15 protein-coding genes and 1 pseudogene are annotated in these 19589 nt (G+C 72.1%); 11 read left to right on the forward strand and 5 right to left on the reverse strand.

Features of this window, described 5'->3' with window-relative positions; translation table 11 throughout:
* The first annotated feature begins 32 nt into the window (after nt 1–32).
* The gene (locus ACFZDA_RS27395) at nt 33–902 is read left to right on the forward strand and encodes a hypothetical protein (protein ID WP_391086458.1); all 870 of its coding nucleotides are present in this window, start codon (nt 33–35) and stop codon (nt 900–902) included.
* A 265-nt stretch (nt 903–1167) separates the two neighbouring features.
* Here the strand turns inward: ACFZDA_RS27395 and disA are convergent, their stop codons facing one another.
* Nucleotides 1168–2292, reverse strand: coding sequence for a DNA integrity scanning diadenylate cyclase DisA (disA, locus tag ACFZDA_RS27400; protein ID WP_086850960.1), 1125 nt, complete (start codon nt 2290–2292; stop codon nt 1168–1170).
* A gap of 80 nt (nt 2293–2372) precedes the next feature.
* Complete coding sequence (gene radA / locus ACFZDA_RS27405) at nt 2373–3782, reverse strand: DNA repair protein RadA (RefSeq protein WP_086564614.1); 1410 nt, start codon at nt 3780–3782, stop codon at nt 2373–2375.
* A gap of 196 nt (nt 3783–3978) precedes the next feature.
* Here radA and ACFZDA_RS27410 point away from each other — a divergent pair, with 196 nt between their 5' ends.
* Nucleotides 3979–5700: a hypothetical protein gene (locus tag ACFZDA_RS27410; RefSeq protein ID WP_391086462.1), complete on the forward strand. Its 1722-nt coding sequence runs from the start codon at nt 3979–3981 to the stop codon at nt 5698–5700.
* Between the two features lie 36 nt (nt 5701–5736).
* On the opposite strand, the gene ACFZDA_RS27415 is transcribed toward ACFZDA_RS27410, so the two are convergent.
* A complete protein-coding gene (locus ACFZDA_RS27415) occupies nt 5737–6582 on the reverse strand; it encodes a hypothetical protein (RefSeq protein WP_391086464.1) in 846 nt (281 codons plus the stop codon).
* Between the two features lie 71 nt (nt 6583–6653).
* On the opposite strand from ACFZDA_RS27415, the gene ACFZDA_RS27420 reads away from it, so the two are divergent.
* The 4 genes and pseudogenes from ACFZDA_RS27420 (at nt 6654) to ilvD (ending at nt 11459) form a co-directional block, all read left to right on the forward strand.
* Nucleotides 6654–7583, forward strand: a complete 930-nt coding sequence (locus ACFZDA_RS27420) for a Ppx/GppA family phosphatase (RefSeq protein ID WP_391086466.1) — start codon at nt 6654–6656, stop codon at nt 7581–7583.
* Between the two features lie 101 nt (nt 7584–7684).
* On the forward strand, nt 7685–8509 hold the full coding sequence (locus ACFZDA_RS27425) for a TIM barrel protein (RefSeq protein WP_391086468.1): 825 nt from the start codon (nt 7685–7687) through the stop codon (nt 8507–8509).
* Nucleotides 8510–8871: 362 nt separating this feature from the next.
* Nucleotides 8872–9474: pseudogene (locus ACFZDA_RS27430) on the forward strand (TetR family transcriptional regulator); the annotation flags it as partial.
* Between the two features lie 131 nt (nt 9475–9605).
* Nucleotides 9606–11459 carry a dihydroxy-acid dehydratase gene (gene ilvD / locus ACFZDA_RS27435; protein WP_391086470.1) on the forward strand — a complete coding sequence of 618 codons (1854 nt, stop codon included), beginning with the start codon at nt 9606–9608 and terminating at the stop codon, nt 11457–11459.
* Between the two features lie 61 nt (nt 11460–11520).
* Here ilvD and ACFZDA_RS27440 read toward each other — a convergent pair whose 3' ends face one another.
* Nucleotides 11521–13641: a PQQ-binding-like beta-propeller repeat protein gene (locus tag ACFZDA_RS27440; protein ID WP_391086472.1), complete on the reverse strand. Its 2121-nt coding sequence runs from the start codon at nt 13639–13641 to the stop codon at nt 11521–11523.
* 181 nt (nt 13642–13822) lie between these two features.
* Between ACFZDA_RS27440 and ACFZDA_RS27445 the strand changes: the two genes are divergently transcribed.
* The 5 genes from ACFZDA_RS27445 (at nt 13823) to proC (ending at nt 17837) form a co-directional block, all read left to right on the forward strand.
* On the forward strand, nt 13823–14119 hold the full coding sequence (locus tag ACFZDA_RS27445) for an SH3 domain-containing protein (protein ID WP_391086474.1): 297 nt from the start codon (nt 13823–13825) through the stop codon (nt 14117–14119).
* A 337-nt stretch (nt 14120–14456) separates the two neighbouring features.
* Nucleotides 14457–15242 (forward strand): methyltransferase domain-containing protein, encoded by a 786-nt coding sequence (locus ACFZDA_RS27450; protein ID WP_391086476.1) that lies wholly within the window; start codon nt 14457–14459, stop codon nt 15240–15242.
* A 32-nt stretch (nt 15243–15274) separates the two neighbouring features.
* Nucleotides 15275–16114, forward strand: a complete 840-nt coding sequence (locus ACFZDA_RS27455) for an ATP-binding cassette domain-containing protein (protein WP_391086478.1) — start codon at nt 15275–15277, stop codon at nt 16112–16114.
* Nucleotides 16111–16890, forward strand: a complete 780-nt coding sequence (locus ACFZDA_RS27460) for an ABC transporter permease (RefSeq protein WP_391086480.1) — start codon at nt 16111–16113, stop codon at nt 16888–16890. Before ACFZDA_RS27455 ends, ACFZDA_RS27460 begins: the two co-directional genes overlap by 4 nt.
* A 134-nt stretch (nt 16891–17024) precedes the next feature.
* A complete protein-coding gene (gene proC, locus ACFZDA_RS27465; RefSeq protein ID WP_391086482.1) occupies nt 17025–17837 on the forward strand; it encodes a pyrroline-5-carboxylate reductase in 813 nt (270 codons plus the stop codon).
* A 50-nt stretch (nt 17838–17887) separates the two neighbouring features.
* On the opposite strand, the gene trpS is transcribed toward proC, so the two are convergent.
* A complete protein-coding gene (gene trpS / locus ACFZDA_RS27470; protein WP_391086484.1) occupies nt 17888–18934 on the reverse strand; it encodes a tryptophan--tRNA ligase in 1047 nt (348 codons plus the stop codon).
* Nucleotides 18935–19589 lie beyond the last annotated feature (655 nt).

Consider the following 19589-nt stretch of genomic DNA (forward strand, 5'->3'; position numbering starts at 1 on the left):
CGAACGCTCCGATCTCTCGTAAGGTTTGCGCCGTGGGATCTCTGCGCAATCCGGTCGGGCCGCTTCCCTCCTCCATCTACTGGCGTCGGAGGGTCGTACTGGTGTCTGTGGTCGCCCTGTTGGCGCTGCTGATCACCTGGATCGTGACCATGGGCGGCGGGGGCGGCAAGGACAGCGACAACGGCGCCAACGGCAAGAATCCCGCGCCCTCCATCACGCCCGGCCCGTCGAGTTCGGGCCCGGCCATCAGCCAAGCGCCCGGCGGACGCGACGAGTCGGGCGACGAGGGCTCCGGCGGCTCGTCGTCCGGGTCCGGGGGCGGTTCAGGCGACGGCTCGGGTGACGGCTCCGGGGACGGTTCCGGCTCGGGCTCCGGCGGCGGTTCCGGCTCGGGCGGCTCCCAGGGTGCCGGCGGTGCCGGCGGCGGCGGTGGTTCCGGTGGCGGTACGGCGGTGGGCGGCGTCGGCGTGGGCGACACCCTGCCCGCCGGTTCCACGCTGCCCAACTGCACCGCCAGCGTGGTCAAGTTCAGCCTGCGCAGCCGGCACAACACCTACGACCCCGAGCAGACGCCCACCTTCCTGCTGACCGCGCGGAACATCTCCGGCAGCGACTGCAAGATCGATCTCGGGCCGAAGAACGCGGTGTTCACGATCACTCCGGCGAGCTCCGATGACGACTACTGGTCCTCCGAGGACTGCCCGAAGGCCGCCGCGCACCAGCTGTACCGGGTGCCCGCGGGCAGCGGCATCACCTACACCGTGAACTGGGACCGCAAGCCGAGCGCCCCCGAGTGCGCCACGCCTCCGGCGGGCTCGGCCGGGACGGGCACGTACCTGGTGGAAGCCAAGGCCCCGGGCTTCGCGAAGGTGCAGACGTCGTTCGTCCTGTCGGCCGACTAGGGCCGGTCGTCTGGATCAGGTCGCAGGACATCGACGGCGTCTCGCCGGCGCCGGTGAGCGGGGTCTGGTGCGTCCAGCCGCACGGCGGAGGAGGGCGTCGGCGACCGACGGCAACGCGGCAGATGCGCGTGCCGGACCCCGCGTCTGCGGCGTGATCCAAACGACAGGCCCCAGGCCCGACGGCGGGGAACCCCGCTAGCGGACACACCTGAGGGCGGTACCCCTGGTCGGGTACCGCCCTCAGCCGTTCCAGCCGGTGCGGCCGCTAGACGTACCGCTCCAGGATCGACGACTCCGCCAGCCGCGACAGCCCCTCGCGAACGCTGCGCGCCCGGGCCTCGCCGACGCCGTCCACCGTCTGGAGGTCGTCGACGCTCGCGGCGAGCAGCTTCTGGAGGCCGCCGAAGTGCTCGACCAGGCGGTCGATGATCGCGCCGGGGAGCCGGGGCACCTTCGCGAGCAGGCGGAAGCCGCGCGGCGACACCGCCGAGTCCAGCGTCTCGGGCGAGCCGGTGTAGCCCAGCGCCCGGGCCACCGTGGGCAGTTCGAGAAGCTCGGCGTGGGTGAGGGCGTCCAGCTCGGCCAGCGCCTCGTCGACCGTGCGGGAGCGCTTGGCGGTGGGCTCGGGGACGTAGTCCCGGACGACCAGTTCGCGCTCGGGCTCCACGCCGGCGATCAGCTCGTCGAGCTGGAGGGCCAGCAGCCGGCCGTCCGTGCCCAGCTCCACCACGTACTCGGCGATCTCCGTGGCGATGCGGCGCACCATCTCCAGGCGCTGGGCGACCGCCGAGACGTCCCGGACGGTCACCAGGTCCTCGATCTCCAGCGCCGACAGTGTGCCCGCGACCTCGTCGAGGCGGAGCTTGTAGCGCTCCAGGGTCGCCAGGGCCTGGTTGGCGCGGGACAGGATCGCCGCCGAGTCCTCCAGGACGCGGCGCTGGCCGTCCACGTACAGGGCGATCAGCCGCATCGACTGGGAGACCGAGACGACCGGGAAGCCGACCTGCTTGCTGACGCGGTCCGCGGTGCGGTGCCGGGTGCCCGTCTCCTCCGTGGGGATCCCCGGGTCGGGGACCAGTTGCACGCCCGCGCGCAGGATCTTCGACAGGTCCGAGGACAGCACGATGCCGCCGTCCAGCTTGCACAGCTCGCGCAGACGGGTCGCGGTGAACTCGACGTCCAGCACGAAACCGCCGGAGCACAGCGCCTCGACCGTCTTGTCGGAGCCGAGCACGATGAGTCCGCCGGTGTTGCCGCGGAGCACGCGCTCCAGGCCGTCGCGCAGGGCGGTGCCGGGTGCCACGGCGCTCAGTGAGGCGCGCATCAGGCCATCGGTGCCGGCACTCCCGCCGGACTTTCCGGGAGCTGATGCCCGGTCGTTGGCTGCCACTGCACTCCTCCGGTCGCAGGTTCTGGGCGCCCCCGTGTCGCGCGCTGGGTTCGCACGGACGGGCGAGACCAGGGCAAAGTCTACCGGCGACCCTCCTCGTCCCGGGGGGCCTCTCGGCGACGGGACCGGGGGAGGACCCGCAGGGCGTCCCCTATGTCCGCTACTTCCAGGACCTTCATCCCCGAGGGGATCTTGCCCGGGTCGCCCGGTACGAGGGCGTGGGTGAAGCCCAGGCGGTGGGCTTCGGCCAGCCTGCGCTGCACGCCCGTGACCCGTCTCACCTCGCCGGCGAGTCCGACCTCCCCGATCGCGACGAGGTTCTTGGGGAGAGGTGTGTCACTCGCCGCGCTGGCCAGGGCGAGGGCGACGGCGAGGTCCGCGGCGGGCTCCGAGAGCTTCACACCGCCGACCGTCGCGGAGTAGATGTCCCTTTTGCCCAAGGCGCTGATCCGGCCGCGCTGTTCCAGCACCGCCAGCATCATCGAGACGCGGGAGGTCTCCAGGCCCGAGGTGGTGCGGCGCGGGGAGGGGATCTGCGAGTCGACCGTGAGCGCCTGCACCTCGGCGACCAGCGGGCGGCGGCCCTCCAGGGTGACGGTCAGGCAGGTGCCCGGGACCGGTTCGGCCCGACGGGTCAGGAAGAGTCCGCTCGGGTCGGCCAGGCCCGTGATGCCCTCGTCGTGCAGCTCGAAGCAGCCGACCTCGTCGGTGGTGCCGTAGCGGTTCTTGACGCCCCGGACGAGGCGGAGGCGGGCGTGCCGGTCGCCCTCGAAGCTCAGGACCACGTCCACCAGGTGCTCCAGCAGGCGCGGGCCCGCGATGGCGCCGTCCTTGGTGACATGGCCCACGAGCAGCGTGGACATGCCGCGCTCCTTGGAGGCCCGGATCAGGGCTCCCGCGACCTCCCGCACCTGGGCCATGCCGCCGGGCGCGCCGTCGATCTCCGGTGAGGCCACCGTCTGCACCGAGTCCAGGATCAGCAGCGACGGCTTCACCGCGTCCAAGTGGCCCAGCACCGCCGCCAGATCCGTCTCGGCGGCAAGGTACAGATGGTCGTCGATGGCGTGGATGCGGTCGGCGCGCAGCCGGACCTGGCTCGCCGACTCCTCGCCCGTGACGTACAGCGTGCGGTGCTCGTCGCTCGCCGACTTGGCCGCCACGTCCAGCAGGAGCGTCGACTTGCCGACGCCCGGCTCACCCGCGACCAGGACCACCGCGCCGGGGACGAGTCCGCCGCCGAGCACGCGGTCCAGCTCGGGCACGCCGGTGGAACGGGCGGTGGCCTGGCGGCCGTCCACCTGGCCGATGGGCAGGGCGGAGGTGGTGACCCGCCCCGGCGTCGTCGTACGGACCGCGGGCGCGCCGTACTCCTCGACCGTCCCCCAGGCCTGGCACTCGGGGCAGCGGCCGAGCCATTTCGCCGTCTGCCAGCCGCACTCCGTGCAGCGGTAGGACGGGCGGTCCTTGGTGGTCTTCGTACGGGCAGCCATGGACGAAACCGTAGCCGCCGGCACTGACAACGCGGGCGCCGACCGGGGCGGCCACCTGCGCGCCAGGGCCGCGCCACCGCGCGCCAGCGGCGGAACCACTGGTTCATGTCCCCGATTGAGGGATCGTTTCACCCGTACGGATTAAATGTGCTCAAGCCGCCAGAAGGTGCCACTCCCGGCCGCCTACGGTCGCCGAATGATGAGCAGTACTCCGGAGATCTCGACCCGCTCCACCCGCACGGCCGACCCGCACCGGGCGCACCGGGAAGGGCGTGACCGCGGGGCGGCGCGCACGCTGGCGCAGCGGCCGCCCGCGCGCTACGAGCCCTACCTGGACGGCCTGTTCACCTACTGCCTGTCCGTGCTGTGCGACCACGAGGCCGCGACCGCCGCCCTGGGCGACGCCCTGGCCCTCGCCGAACGCCGCGGCCGGCACGTCCCCGAGGCCCCCGCCGACCGCCGGGCGTGGCTGTACGCGCTGGCCCGCTGGGCGTGCCTGCGCAAGCTGGCCGAGGCCAAGCAGAAACGTCAGAGCAGCCACGCCGCGGGCCGCCCCCGGCGCGCCGTCCGGCCGTCCGGCCCGGCCGTCTCCGAGGAGGTCCAGGAGCGGCGGCGGCGCGAACTGGCCCTGCTGGCCTGGCCGGAGGCCGCCGGCACCACCCCGGAGCAGCGCGAGGCGCTCGAACTGGCCGTGCGCCACCACCTTGCCGCCCACGAGGTCGCCGCCGTCCTGGGCATGGACCCGGCCGCCGCCCGCGACCTGCTGGCCTCCGCCGCCTGCGAGGTGGAACGCACGCGTGCGGCCCTCGCCGTCGTCGAGACCGGGGCGTGCCCGAGCGTCGCGCACCTCGTCGGTGACGACCGGCCCGTGCTCGGCACGGCCCTGCGCCGCGAACTCGTCCGGCACGTCGACGACTGCCCGCGCTGCCGCCGCACCGCCGAGCGCGCCATCCCCGGCCGCTGGCCCGGCACCAGCGTCACCCCCGCCGAACTCCCCGTCCTGTCCGCTCCGCGCGCGGCCCTGCACATCGCCATGGCCCATCACCCACGCGCGCGTGGCGCCGGACCCCGCTTCGACCGGCGCGGCTTCCCCATGGACCCCAAGGACCGCGCGGCCCGAAGGGACCGCCTGCGCGCGCGTGCCGTCACGACGACCGTCGTCGCCACCGTCGTCGCCGCCCCCGTGCTCGCCCTGTGGGCCGCCTACCGGGGCACCCCCGTCGGCGAGGCCCAGGACGGCCGCTCCGCCTCCGCACGCGAGGTGGACGACCCGTTCGCCCTGGAAGGCGAGATGGCCGGCGGCGGCTACGAGAACACCGGCAACGCGAGCACCAGGCCCGGTCCCCGCTTCGGCGAGGACGGCAAGGCCGACGTCTCCGTGGAGGTCCTCGGCGTCGCCGGCGCCGGCCGTGCGAGCGCCCTGGACGTCACAGCGGACCACAGCGGCGACACGACCCTCATCACCCTCACCGCCACGGGCCCGGCCCCGGTCCGCTGGTCGGCGTCCACCGGAGCGGACTGGCTCTACCTGAGCCAGTCCTCGGGAACGCTCCGGCCCGGCGAGTCGTTCACGATCAAGGTGTACGTCGACCATCTGCGGGAGCCCTCCGGCTCCTGGTACGCGCAGGTGGCGGTCGCACCGGCGGACGCCGTCGTCCACATCGAGGGCTTCGGCACCGCGCCCAGCCCCTCCGACCCCGGCCCGCGACCGGACCCCCGCCCCAGCGACCCGGGCGACCCGCCTCCGACCCGGCCCGACCCGACGCCCACGACCTCGGCCCCGCCGGACCCGGCGCCGACCACCCCGCCCCCGTCACCCGACCCGGACCCCACCCCCACGGACCCGGGCCCGTCCGACCCGACGGGCTCGACGCCCCCGCCCTACGACAGCGGCGACCCGAGCCCGTCCACGCAATAGACGGTCAGTGCGACAGACGGTCAGTGCGACAGACGGTCAGCCGACCGGATCGGCCGGATGCGGTGCCAGCAGCGGCAGCTGCGAGGCCAGCCGCTCCTCGCACAGCTCCACCAGCCGGTCGTAGCCGGCCTTGCCCATGAGCTCGATCAGCTCCGGCCGATAGGAGACGTACACCGGCTCGCCCGCGCCGTGCGCCGAGGTCGCCGAGGTGCACCACCAGTGCAGATCGTGGCCGCCCGGCCCCCAGCCCCGCCGGTCGTACTCACCGATCGACACCTGGAGCACACGCGTGTCGTCGGGCCGGTCGATCCACTCGTAGGTCCGCCGCACCGGCAGCTGCCAGCACACGTCCGGCTTGGTCTCCAGCGGCTCGCGGCCCTCCTTCAGCGCGAGGATGTGCAGCGAGCAGCCCGCGCCGCCCGGGAAGCCGGGCCGGTTCTGGAAGATGCACGAGCCCTGGAAGGGACGCGTCTGCCGGTCGCCGTCCTCGTCCTCGGAGATCCAGCCGTTGCTCGTGCCCTCGGCATGGTGCTGCCAGATGTCCGGGGTGAGCCTCGCCACATGCTCGGCGACCCGCTTCTCGTCGTCCTCGTCGGAGAAGTGGGCACCCAGCGTGCAGCACCCGTCGTCCGCGCGGCCGGCCTGGATGCCCTGGCAGCCGCTGCCGAAGATGCAGTTCCAGCGAGAGGTCAGCCAGGTCAGATCGCAGCGGAAGACCTGCTCGTCGTCCGCCGGATCAGGAAACTCCACCCACGCGCGGGCGAAGTCGAGGCCCTTCTCGTCGGGGCCCTTCTCGTCGGGACCCTTCTTCTCGCGGCCCTGCTCGCCGGGCCGCGGGACGCCCGATGATTTGTCGCGCTTCGCCTTTTTCGTCTTTGGCACGAGTCCAGGGTACGGGCCTTGTCCCCCCACCGAGGACGGCGGACGGCACAGCTGGCAGTAGCGTTCTGGGCATGAGACTCGGTGTCCTCGACGTGGGATCGAACACGGTGCATCTGCTCGTGGTGGACGCGCATCCCGGCGCGTGCCCGTTGCCCGCGCACTCGCACAAGGCGGAACTGCGCCTCGCCCAGCTCCTCGACGACGGCGCGATCGGCCCCCAGGGCGTCGACCGGCTGGTCTCGGTCGTCCACGAGGCACTCCAGGCCGCCGAGGACAAGGGCGTCGAGGATCTCCTGCCGTTCGCCACCTCCGCCGTGCGCGAGGCCCGCAACGCCGACGACGTCCTCGCGCGCGTGCGCACCGAGACCGGCGTCGAGCTCCAGGTCCTCACCGGCGAGGAGGAGGCCCGCCTCACCTTCCTCGCCGCCCGCCGCTGGTTCGGCTGGTCGGCCGGGAAACTGCTGGTCCTGGACATCGGCGGCGGCTCCCTGGAGATCGCCTACGGCATCGACGAGGAGCCCGACGCGGCCGCGTCCCTGCCGCTGGGCGCAGGCCGCCTCACCGCCGGCTGGCTGCCCGGCGACCCGCCCGCCCCGGACGACGTACGGGCGCTGCGCCGGCACGTCCGTACCGAGGTCGCCCGCACGGTCGGCGAGTTCAGCCGCTTCGGCCCGCCCGACCGCGTCGTCGCCACGTCCAAGACCTTCAAGCAGCTCGCCCGCATCGCCGGAGCCGCCCGCTCCGCCGAGGGCCTCTACGTCCAGCGGGAACTCAAGCGGGAGTCCCTGGAGGGCTGGGTGCCGAGGCTGGCCGGCATGACGGAGGCGGAACGAGCCGAGCTCCCGGGCGTCTCGGAGGGCAGGGCGGGCCAGCTGCTGGCGGGCGCCCTGGTGGCCGAGGCCGCGATGGACCTCTTCGGCGTGGAGCGCCTGGAGATCTGCCCCTGGGCACTCAGGGAGGGCGTGATCCTGCGCCGCCTGGATCACATGGATTCGGTGTGAGCCCTCGGGGAGGGCGCGGAGCCGCACCCGTCTATGGCAAACACCACAACGGCGAATAGGCACCCCGCTCCACCCCGACCACACCCCGTAATCTGTCCTGCATGGCAGAGCCAGCCGTAAGGATCCCGGACGCGAAGGTCGCCCTGTCGACGGCCTCGGTCTACCCGGAGTCGACGGCCACGGCCTTCGAGATCGCCGCGCGCCTCGGCTACGACGGAGTCGAGGTCATGGTCTGGACCGACCCCGTGAGCCAGGACATCGAAGCCCTGCGCAGACTCAGCGACTACCACCAGATCCCGGTCCTGGCCGTCCACGCCCCCTGCCTGCTCATCACGCAGCGCGTCTGGTCCACGGACCCCTGGACCAAGCTCCAGCGGGCCCGCGCGGCGGCCGAGAAGCTCGACGCGAGCACGGTCGTCGTCCACCCCCCGTTCCGCTGGCAGCGCCAGTACGCCAGGGACTTCGTCGCGGGCATCTGGCGCATGGCGAACGAGACGGACGTACGGTTCGCCGTCGAGAACATGTACCCCTGGCGCTACCGCGACCGCGAGATGCTCGCGTACGCCCCCGACTGGGACGTGACGAAGGACGACTACCGCCACTTCACGATCGACCTCAGCCACACCGCGACGGCCCGCTCCGACGCGCTGGACATGGTCGACCGCATGGGCGACCGCCTGGGACACGTCCACCTCGCCGACGGCCGGGGCTCGGCCAAGGACGAGCACCTCGTGCCCGGCCGAGGCACCCAGCCCTGCGCCGAGGTCCTGGAACGGCTCGCCCTGACCGGCTTCGACGGCCATGTCGTGATCGAGGTCAACACCCGCCGCGCCATGTCGAGCGCGGAGCGGGAGGCCGATCTGGCGGAGGCACTGGCCTTCACACGCCTGCACCTGGCCTCGGCGGCGAAGGTACAGAGGCGATGAACGACCAGCCCCCGGCCGACCCCTCGAACGCCCCCGGTTCCCGGACCGGGACCGGCCGCGGCTCTGGCGGGGGGACTGGCTCTGGGACCGGCTCCGGCAGGGGGACTGGCTCCGGCATGGGGACTGGCTCCGGCATGGGGGCCGGCGCCGGCACTGGTTCCGGCGCAGGCACCGGGACCGGTCCGGGGACCGGCTCCGGCACTGGGCCGGGGGACGGCACCAACTCCAGCCCGGGTCCGGGGCCCGGCACCACCCCGAACCCCGACACGGGCACCGGTACTGCCCCCGGCCCCGACCCCACTCGCGGCCCCGACACCACCCCCGACCCCGGCCCGGGGCCCAACCCCACCCCCAACCCCGACACAGCCCCCACCCCCCGCCGCCGAGGCCGCCCCCCGCGCACACAGTCGGGCGGCACCCGGGACCGGATCCTGACCGCCGCCCGCGAGGAGTTCTCCGAGCGCGGCTACGAGAAGACGTCCGTACGCGGCATCGCCAAGGCGGCCAAGGTCGACCCGGCGCTCGTGCACCACTACTTCGGGACGAAGGATCAGGTCTTCGAGGCGGCGATCACCCTGTCCTTCGGACCCGCCCTCGACGCACCGAAGGCCATCGAGGAGGGCCCCCTCGACGGCGTCGGGGAGCGCCTGGCCCGCTTCTTCTTCGGCGTCTGGGAGAACCCGGCGACCCGTGCGCCCCTGCTCGCCATAGTGCGCTCCGCCGTCACCAACGACACGGCGGCCGCCGTCTTCCGCCGTATCGTCGCCACCCAGCTGCTGCGCCGCATCGCGGGACGACTGGACCTGCCGGACGCCGAACTGCGGGCCGAGCTCGCCGCCGCCCAGCTGGTGGGCACCGCGATGCTGCGGTACGTCATCAAGATCGAGCCGCTGGCCTCGGCGGACCCGGAGCAGATCATCGCGCGCCTCGCACCGGTCGTACAGGGCCACCTCACCGGACCCTGAAGCGCCGTCGGCCGAGATACGCGTCCCGCATTCCGGACACTCCGTCCCGCCCTCTGGATGACCGGCGTACGCTCGGTAGCAGTCAGAAATCTCCGAATCCTCTGACGCCGTCTCTGAAGGAGCGAGCGACGATGCCCGAGCTGAGGTCCCGCACAGTCACCCACGGCCGCAACATGGCGGGCGCCCGCGCCCTTATGCGCGCCTCCGGTGTACCCGGTGCGGACATCGGCCGCAAGCCGATCATCGCGGTCGCCAACAGCTTCACGGAGTTCGTGCCGGGCCACACCCACCTCCAGCCGGTCGGCCGGATCGTCAGCGAGGCGATCGTCGAGGCCGGCGGCATCCCGCGCGAGTTCAACACGATCGCCGTCGACGACGGCATCGCCATGGGCCACGGCGGCATGCTCTACAGCCTCCCCTCCCGCGACCTGATCGCGGACAGCGTGGAGTACATGGTCGAGGCCCACTGCGCCGACGCCCTGATCTGCATCTCCAACTGCGACAAGATCACCCCGGGCATGCTCAACGCGGCCCTGCGCCTGAACATCCCGACGGTGTTCGTCTCCGGCGGCCCGATGGAGTCCGGCCGGGCCACGCTCGTCGACGGCACGGTCCGCACGCTCGACCTGGTCGACGCCATGTCCGAGGCCGTGAACGAGAAGATCTCGGACGAGGACATCCTCCGCATCGAGGAGAACGCCTGTCCGACCTGCGGCAGCTGCTCCGGCATGTTCACCGCCAACTCGATGAACTGCCTCACCGAAGCCATCGGCCTCTCCCTCCCCGGCAACGGCTCGGTCCTGGCCACCCACACGGCCCGCAAGCAGCTGTACGTGGACGCCGCCAACACGGTCATGGACATCACCCGCCGCTACTACGAGCAGGACGACGAGACGGTCCTGCCGCGCGACGTCGCCTCGTTCGCGGCCTTCGAGAACGCGATGGCCCTCGACATCGCGATGGGCGGCTCCACCAACACGATCCTGCACCTGCTGGCCGCGGCCCAGGAGGCCGGTGTCCCCTTCGGCCTGGAGGAGATCGACGCGGTCTCCCGCCGGGTGCCCTGCCTGGCCAAGGTGGCGCCGAACGTCGCCAAGGACCGTACGTACTACATGGAGGACGTGCACCGCGCCGGCGGCATCCCCGCCCTCCTCGGCGAGCTGCACCGCGCGGGCCTGCTCAACGAGGACGTGCACGCGGTCCACAGCCCGTCCCTGTCCGACTGGCTGAAGACCTGGGACGTGCGCGGCGGTTCGCCGTCCCCCGAGGCGGTCGAGCTCTGGCACGCGGCCCCCGGCTGCGTCCGCTCCGCCGAGGCCTTCTCCCAGTCCGAGCGCTGGGAGGCCCTCGACGAGGACGCGGAGGGCGGCTGCATCCGCTCCGTGGAGCACGCGTACTCCAAGGACGGCGGCCTCGCGGTCCTCAAGGGCAACCTCGCGGTCGACGGCTGCGTGGTGAAGACGGCCGGCGTCGACGAGTCGATCTGGACGTTCGAGGGCCCGGCGGTCGTCTGCGAGTCGCAGGAGGAGGCCGTCGAGAAGATCCTGCTGAAGCAGATCAAGGAGGGCGACGTCGTCGTCATCCGCTACGAGGGCCCCAAGGGCGGCCCCGGCATGCAGGAGATGCTCTACCCGACCTCGTACCTGAAGGGCCGCGGCCTCGGCAAGACCTGCGCCCTGATCACCGACGGCCGCTTCTCCGGCGGCACGTCCGGCCTCTCCATCGGCCACGCCTCGCCCGAGGCCGCCGCCGGCGGCACCATCGCCCTCGTCGAGGACGGTGACCGCATCCGCATCGACATCCCGAACCGCACCATCGAACTCCTCGTCGACGACGCCGAGCTGGCCCGCCGCGAGCAGGCGCTGAACGGCGCGTACGCCCCGAAGAACCGCGACCGCAAGGTCTCGGCGGCGCTGCGGGCCTACGCGGCGATGGCGACCAGCGCCGACAAGGGCGCCGTGCGAGACGTCACGAAGCTGGGCTGAGCATGCGCAAGGGCCGCACCCGGTCTCCGGGTGCGGCCCTTGCGCACAGGCCGGTCACGCCCTACCACTGAGACGGATCACGCCCGCTCACGGCGAAGACGGACCCGTCCGGCGCACCGGCATAGACACGGTCGCCCACGAGCACGGGCTCGGGAAGCGCGGCCGGAACCCGGTCCGAGCGGTCGCCCAGCCGCGGAGACGTCTGCCCGACGAGCTTCCCGCGCCGCGCGTCGACGGCGAGCAGCCGCCCGTCCGGCGCGGTGACGTACACGTACCGGTCGTCGGCGACCGGCGTCGACCCCCGGACGACACCCGTCTCCAGACTCCACCGCTGCCTGCGCGCCTCCAGATCGACGGCGACCAGCGCCCCGCCCGTCGCCATGAGGTGCACGACGTCCCCGTGCACACTCCCCGCCACCTGCTGCAACGGAACACGCAACGGCACTCGCACACTCGCCCGGCGCTCCGGGTCGTAACGGACCACGGCCCGCGCATCCCCCCGCACGGCGTCGACCGCCACGAACACGACCGCCCCGTCCACCGCCCCGACAGGCCGCAGCGCCCCCTTGAGCCGCGCGTCCCACTGCACGTCACCCGTGCCCGGATCCACTGCCGTGACCGTCGTGCCGGACCCGTCACCCGACACGCTCGCCGCGTAAGCCAGCGGATCTCCGGGGAACGAGACGAAATACGGCACGTCCTGCCCGGGAATCCGATGGCTCCACCTCACCTCGCCCGAGGCGCTCTCCACCCCGCTCACCGTCCCGTCGGACGCGGTGAGCAGCAGCATGCCGCCGACGGCCCGCAGCCCCCCGTACGCGGGCAGTTCCTGCCGACGCTCCACGTCACCCGAGCCGGGATCGAGCATCGCCACCCGCCGCCCCTGGCCGAGCCCCGCCGGCACGAGCCCGCCCGACACGACCGGAGCCCCGCTCGGCGGCCCGCCCGCGTCCAGAGGATGCCGCCACAGCAGCCGCCCGTCGACAGGATCGAGGGCGAAGACCAGCCCGGTCTGCGCACACAGCAACGTCCCCGCCGCGTACGCACACTGAGGCATGCTCTTCCCGGACAACGGCGGCGCCTCCCACGCGGAGAACGCGGCCGCCGTGGTCCGCGGAGCGACGGCGACCTCGTGCGCCGGCCCGCCGCCCCCGAGCAGCGGAACGGCCGCCAGCGCACCGACGACGGCCAGCCCGAGAGCCCCGGCACCCAGGGCGGCCCGCTTACCGAGCCGCACCCTGGACCGACGCGACGGCTCCACGCCCCCGCCGCCCTGCTCCGCGACAGCCGCCGGCGCCTCCTCCTCCGCCCCGTCCACGGCTTGCGCCGGTATGAACGACTGCGTGTCGTACGAGGCGGCCACCGACCGCAGTTCCCGCATCAACTCGTCGGGGGAGGGCCGGTCCTCGGGTTCCTTGGCCAGACACCGCAGCACGAGCGGCACCAGCTCTTCCGGTACTCCGGCCAGCTCGGGCTCGTCGTGCACGACCTGATAGGCGACGACGTAGGGACTGTCCGAGTCGAACGGCCCCCGCCCGGTCGCCGCGTGCACCATCACGGACCCGAGGGCGAACACATCGGCGGCGGGCCCCACTTCCCTGGGCCGCCGGAACTGCTCGGGCGCCATGAAGGGCGGCGTACCGATCAGCTTCCCGGTCTCAGTCCGCAACTCGCTGTCCTTCGGCCGGGAAATGCCGAAGTCGATGACCTTCGGCCCGTCCTCGGCGAGCAGGACGTTGCTCGGCTTCAGATCCCGGTGCACGACCCCGACCCGGTGGATGTCACGCAGCGCCTCGGCGAGCCCGGCCATCAGCCGACGCAACTGCGCCGGGGCCAAGGGCCCGTTCCGCTTCACCTCCTGGGCCAGGGTCGGGCCCGGAATGAACAGCGTGGCCATCCAGGGCCGTCCGGCCTCGGGGTCGGCATCCACGACGGGCGCGGTGAAGGCCCCGCTGACCCGCCGGGCCGCCCCGACCTCCTGCCGGAAACGCCCCCTGAACTCGGGGTCCTTGGCGAACTCCGCGTGCACGACCTTCACGGCGACCTTCATCCCGGACGTACTCCGGGCCAGATGGACGACCCCCATGCCGCCCGAGCCCAGACAGGACTCAAGACGGTAGTGACCGGCGTACTCAGGAAGTTCCGCTTCCGGGCCCGCTCCGGCGTTCCGCTGTGGCGCCATGGGACCACCCCCGTGCTGTTCGTCCGCGCGCGCGACGCACGGAGCCTAGTCGATGCCTCGTCCGGGACAGAGGCGGCTTGCTAGCCTCCGCTGGCGAATCACGCACAGGTGTTTGATGGCGTGGTTCAAGGGAATCAACGGGACCCCATGGCAGCCATGGGGTGCAACGGGGGAGGTTTTCATGTCAGTCGAGCCTGGCACACCGCTGGTCACCACACTGGCCGCGGCGGCCACCTACTTCTCGATCGCACCGGGCGTCCGCCTCAACGTCCGCAGCGGTCCCGGCACGGGCTACCCGATCGTCAAGGTCCTGCCCGAGGGCTCCCGAGTCCCGATCCACTGCCAGACACCCGGCACCAGCGTCACGGGCCCGTACGGCACGACGACCATCTGGGACAACATCGCGAGCGGCCAGTACGTCTCGGACGCCTACGTCAACACCGGCAGCGACGGCTACATCCGCCCCCGCTGCGGGTGACCTGCGACAGCGGGGCCGTCCGGTAGCCCGGCGTCGTTGCTGGAGCGGGTGGGTGCCGCTGCGCACCCACCCGTGCCGCCTGGGGGCACCTCCCAGGCGACTGCCCGCAGCTGAGCGGAGACGCGCCCGCACCCGCGCACGGCCCCGACCCACCGCACCCCGGCAGGCGCCACGCGCACCCCCACCGAAGCAGCCACAGGCAGCCACAGGCCGCCGCAGGCCCACAATCGACCGGTAAGCGCAAGCTCCATCGCGAGGAGCGCCGCCCCGCACAACCCCCTGGCCTCTCACCGAAATCTCACCACTCCCCACCCCCACCCCCGGCCACCATGGCCGTATGACCCCACCCCCCTCCGCACACCACCCCACCCGCACCGCCCGCGCCCACTCCTTCAACACCGCCGCGGCCCAGTACGCGGCCAACCGCCCCTCCTACCCCCCAGCCCTCTTCGACGCGATAGAGGACCTGGCCGGCCGCCCCCTTCCCGGCTCCCGCGTCGCAGACATCGGCGCCGGCACCGGCATAGCGACCGCCCTCCTCCACGCCCGAGGCGCGCACGTCATCGCCGTGGAACCCGGCGACGGCATGGCGGCCCAGTTCCGCAGCACCCTCCCCGACGTCCCGATCGTTCGCGGCACCGGCGACGACCTCCCCCTCGCCGACGCCTGCGTCGACTTCCTCACCTACGCCCAGGCGTGGCACTGGACCGACCAGGCCCGATCCGTCCCGGAGGCCCTCCGCGTCCTGCGCCCCGGCGGCGCGCTCGCCCTCTGGTGGAACACCGAGGCCCTGGACGTGCCGTGGATCGCCGAAGCAGCCGCCCGCACGCAACGCCACTTCGACATCGACACGGCCGCCGAGCGGCGAAACGTCAACGCCCGCGCCGCCGACCCCACCGGTCGCCTGGACTTCACCCGCCGCACGGTCCGCTGGAGCCGCCGCATCCCGGTCGACACTCACCTCGCCAACATCGGCAGCCACTCGGTCTTCCTGGTACACGGCGAGGACCACAGGGCGTCCTTCCTGGCGCGGGAACGCGCGCACCTCCTCGACGTCTTCCCGGACGGCATGGTCGAAGAGGTCTACGACGTGATCCTCCTCGTGGCGAAGACCCCTGCTTGACGCACCGCACCCCCGGGAGCATTATTCATCGCATGATGAATAATGCTCCCGACCCACCACGCCCGGGCGCCGACACCCCCACCACGCCCACCACTCCCGCACCCACGGAACCCACAGCCGTCCAAGCCAAGAACCTCACCGTCACCCGAGGCCCCCGCACGGTCCTGCACAACCTCGCCTTCACCGTCCCCCGCGGCCAGATCACGGGCCTGCTCGGCCCCTCCGGCTGCGGCAAGTCCACCCTCATGCGCGCCATCGTCGGCACCCAGGCCAAGGTCACCGGCACCCTCGACGTCCTCGGCCACCCCGCCGGCCACCCCACCCTCCGCACCCGCATCGGCTACGTCACCCAGGCTCCGTCCGTCTACGACGACCTGACCGTCCGCCAGAACCTCGACTACTTCGCCGCGATACTCGACCCCGGCCGACCCGCCGCCGACCGCCGCCACGACAACGTCACCCGCGCGATAGCCGACGTCGACCTCACCACCCACGCGGACGCCCTGGCCGGCAACCTCTCCGGCGGCGAGCGCAGCCGCGTCTCCCTGGCCGTCGCCCTCCTCGGCACCCCCGAACTCCTGGTCCTCGACGAACCGACCGTCGGCCTCGACCCGGTCCTGCGCCGCGACCTGTGGGCCCTGTTCCACGACATCACGGCGAGCCGAGGCGCGACACTCCTGGTCTCCTCCCACGTCATGGACGAAGCCGAGCGCTGCCACCGCCTCCTCCTCATGCGCGAGGGCGAACTCCTCGCCGACGACACCCCGCAGGCCCTGCGCACCCGCACCGGCGCGGAGACCGTCGAAGAGGCCTTCCTCCACCTCGTCGACGAGGCCAAGGCCGCAGCCCGCACCAAGGAGACGACCCGATGACCACCACGTTCACCCCCGCCCCCACCCGGCCACGGGCCCTGACCCCCTCCCGCACCACCGCCACCGCAACCCGCGTCCTACGCCAGCTGACCCACGACCCCCGCACCATCGCGCTGCTGATGCTCATCCCCTGCGTGATGCTGTTCCTGCTGCGCTACGTCTTCGACGGCAGCCCCCGCACCTTCGACGGCATCGGCGCGTCCCTGCTCGGGATCTTCCCGCTGATCACGATGTTCCTGGTGACCTCCATCGCCACCCTGCGCGAACGCACCTCGGGCACCCTCGAACGCCTCCTCGCCATGCCCCTCGGCAAAGGCGACCTCATCGCCGGCTACGCCCTCGCCTTCGGCACCCTCGCGATCATCCAGTCCGCCCTGGCCACGGGTCTCGCGGTCTGGTTCCTCGACCTCGACGTCACCGGCAGCCCCTGGCTCCTCCTCCTGGTGGCCCTCCTCGACGCCCTCCTCGGCACGGCCCTCGGCCTCTTCGTCTCGGCCTTCGCGGCCTCGGAATTCCAGGCGGTCCAGTTCATGCCGGCGGTGATCTTCCCCCAGCTCCTCCTCTGCGGCCTCTTCACGCCCCGCGACACCATGCACCCCGCCCTGGAGGCCATCTCCGACGTCCTCCCCATGTCCTACGCGGTGGACGGCATGAACGAGGTCCTCCGCCACACCGACATGACCGCCACGTTCGTACGCGACACCCTGATCGTCGCCGGCTGCGCCCTGCTGGTCCTGGCCCTGGGCGCGGCGACCCTGCGCCGCAGGACGGCATGACAGGACGGCACAAGCCGGCAACCCCGCCCGGGGGAGCGCCACCGGTATCCCGCCCAACGGACACCCAAGCCGCCACCCCCTCCCCGATGCGACGATGTACTCCGGACGACGCACCCCCGGAGGCACCCCGCGCCATGACCCAGAAAGTCGCAGTCCTCGGCACCGGCAAGATCGGCGAAGCCCTGCTCAGCGGAATGATCCGAGCCGGCTGGACCCCGGCCGACCTCCTGGTCACCACCCGCCGCCAGGAACGAGCCGAAGAACTCCGCACCCGCTACGGCGTCACCCCGGTCACCAACCCGGAAGCCGCGAAGATCGCCGACACCCTGATCCTCACGGTCAAACCGCAGGACATGGGCACCCTCCTCGACGAACTCGCCCCCCACGTCCCCGCCGACCGCCTGGTCATCAGCGGCGCCGCCGGCATCCTCACCGCGTACTTCGAGGAACGCCTCGCCCCCGGCACCCCGGTCGTCCGCGTCATGACGAACACCCCCGCCCTGGTCGACGAGGCGATGTCCGTCATCTCCGCCGGCACGCACGCCACCGCCGACCACCTGGCCCACACCGAGGAGATCTTCGGCGCCGTCGGCAAGACACTCCGCGTCCCCGAGTCCCAGCAGGACGCCTGCACGGCCCTCTCCGGCTCCGGCCCGGCCTACTTCTTCTACCTGGTCGAAGCCATGACCGACGCCGGCATCCTCCTCGGCCTGCCCCGCGACAAGGCCCACGACCTGATCGTCCAGTCCGCGATCGGCGCCGCGACGATGCTCCGCGACAGCGGCGAACACCCCGTCAAGCTCCGCGAGAACGTCACGTCCCCCGCCGGTACGACGATCAACGCCATCCGGGAACTCGAGAACCACGGCGTACGGGCCGCCCTCATCGCCGCCCTCGAAGCCGCCCGCGACCGCAGCCGCGCCCTGGCCTCCGGCAACAGCAACTGAGCACTGCGGGCGTCGGGGCCGGGCCGGCCCATCCCCGACGCCCGCACCCCTCACACTCTCAGCACATCGGGCCCACCCGCGTCCGCCACCGCCGCTTCCGGCACGGCCGGCAGCAACCCGATCGCGCGATAAGCGGCATCCACCGTCGGCCGAGCCATCCCCCGAGCCCGCTGCGCACCGTCCCGCAGCACGCGCTCCACATACGCGGGATCCGCGCACAACTCCTTGTGCCGCTCCTGCACGGGCCTGAGCACCTCCACCACAGCCTCGGCGGCGTCCTTCTTCAGGTCCCCGTACGACGCGTACGCACCGCTCAGCTCCTCAGGACTGCCACCCGAGCACGCCGCGAGAATCTCCAGCAGATTGGCGAGGCCCGGCCGGGCCTCCCGGTCGTACACGACCTCCCGCCCACTGTCGGTCACGGCCCGCATGACCTTCTTCCGCACCACGTCCGGCTCGTCCAGCAGATAGACGATCCCCGGCCCGACGTCATCGCTCTTGCCCATCTTCGACGTCGGGTCCTGGAGGTTCATCACCCGCGCCGCCACCTCCGGACGCGTGGCCCGAGGCACCACGAACGTATGCCCGTAGCGCTGGTTGAACCGCACTGCCAGATCCCGCGTCAGCTCCACGTGCTGCACCTGATCGTCGCCGACGGGCACCTCATCGGCCGCGTACGCCAGGATGTCCGCCGCCATCAGCACGGGATACGTCAGCAGCGACAGCCGCACACTCCCGCCCCGCCGCTGCTCCCGTGCGGCCTTCTCCTTGTACTGGATCATCCGCCGCATCTCACCGTCGGTGGCCACACACTCCAGCACGTACGACAGCCGCGCATGCTCGTCCACATGGCTCTGCACGAAGAGCGTGCAGAACTCCGGATCCAGCCCGGACGCCAGCAACAGGGTCGCCGCCTGCCGGCTCAGCCTGCACACCCGCGCGGGATCGTGGTCCACGGTCAGCGCGTGCAGATCGACGACGCAGAACAAGGCATCGGCCTCGTGCTGGTCGACGGCAGCCCACCGCCGCATGGCTCCCAGGTAGTTCCCCAGCGTCAGATGCCCCGTCGGCTTGACCCCGCTGAAGACCCGTGTCATCTCTCCTCCACCTCCTGGCCGGGACCGCCGCCCCGGCGGCCGCCCCCCGGTGGTTCTGGAGGGAAAAACGGGAACGGCCGCCGAAGCGGCGGCCGTTGAGTGCATACGTGAGAACGGCCGCCGTCAGGCGGCCCACCACAGCTGGGTACACGTACGCGTCGTCATGCCCCTCAGGCTACGCCCCAGGAGTGCCGTCCGCCCTTGAGTTGACACTCCCAGACCCGATCCGTAGTGTTCTCCGAGTTGTCCGACGTGAGCGCCGACTCCGGTCGGTCCCCGGACAGCCACTCCGCAGGTACCAACCACTCTTCGACGTGCAGCACGCCTGTCGTCGTTTCATTGGCATGTGTATTTACGGATTGAGGAATCCCCGTTCGAAAGGACGCGGCCCCCGATTGGCTCGGGAGCAGGGGAATCCGCTAAAGTCTCACTCGTCGGAAGCGGCCCAACAGCCGCGAAGACAAACCCTGCTGACAGGGAATCGGGCCCGAAAGGATCTGATAGAGTCAGCACCGCCGGAAAGGGAAACGCGGAAGCGGGAACCTGGAAAGCACCGAGGGAATCGGATCGAGAAAAGATCTGATAGAGTCGGAAACGCAAGACCGAAGGGAAGCGCCCGGAGGAAAGCCCGAGAGGGTGAGTACAAAGGAAGCGA

Origin of the sequence: Streptomyces sp. NPDC007991, from assembly GCF_042958445.1 — a bacterium.
Taxonomy (GTDB): Bacteria; Actinomycetota; Actinomycetes; order Streptomycetales; family Streptomycetaceae; genus Streptomyces.

Coding starts and splice junctions, on each gene's coding strand:
- radA (WP_086564614.1), bottom strand. CDS start 3,782: ATGGCTGCCCGTACGAAGACCACCAAGGACCGCCCGTCCTACCGCTGC.
- ACFZDA_RS27410 (WP_391086462.1), top strand. CDS start 3,979: ATGATGAGCAGTACTCCGGAGATCTCGACCCGCTCCACCCGCACGGCC.
- ACFZDA_RS27420 (WP_391086466.1), top strand. CDS start 6,654: ATGAGACTCGGTGTCCTCGACGTGGGATCGAACACGGTGCATCTGCTC.
- ACFZDA_RS27425 (WP_391086468.1), top strand. CDS start 7,685: ATGGCAGAGCCAGCCGTAAGGATCCCGGACGCGAAGGTCGCCCTGTCG.
- ilvD (WP_391086470.1), top strand. CDS start 9,606: ATGCCCGAGCTGAGGTCCCGCACAGTCACCCACGGCCGCAACATGGCG.
- ACFZDA_RS27440 (WP_391086472.1), bottom strand. CDS start 13,641: ATGGCGCCACAGCGGAACGCCGGAGCGGGCCCGGAAGCGGAACTTCCT.
- ACFZDA_RS27445 (WP_391086474.1), top strand. CDS start 13,823: ATGTCAGTCGAGCCTGGCACACCGCTGGTCACCACACTGGCCGCGGCG.
- ACFZDA_RS27450 (WP_391086476.1), top strand. CDS start 14,457: ATGACCCCACCCCCCTCCGCACACCACCCCACCCGCACCGCCCGCGCC.
- ACFZDA_RS27455 (WP_391086478.1), top strand. CDS start 15,275: ATGATGAATAATGCTCCCGACCCACCACGCCCGGGCGCCGACACCCCC.
- ACFZDA_RS27460 (WP_391086480.1), top strand. CDS start 16,111: ATGACCACCACGTTCACCCCCGCCCCCACCCGGCCACGGGCCCTGACC.
- proC (WP_391086482.1), top strand. CDS start 17,025: ATGACCCAGAAAGTCGCAGTCCTCGGCACCGGCAAGATCGGCGAAGCC.
- trpS (WP_391086484.1), bottom strand. CDS start 18,934: ATGACACGGGTCTTCAGCGGGGTCAAGCCGACGGGGCATCTGACGCTG.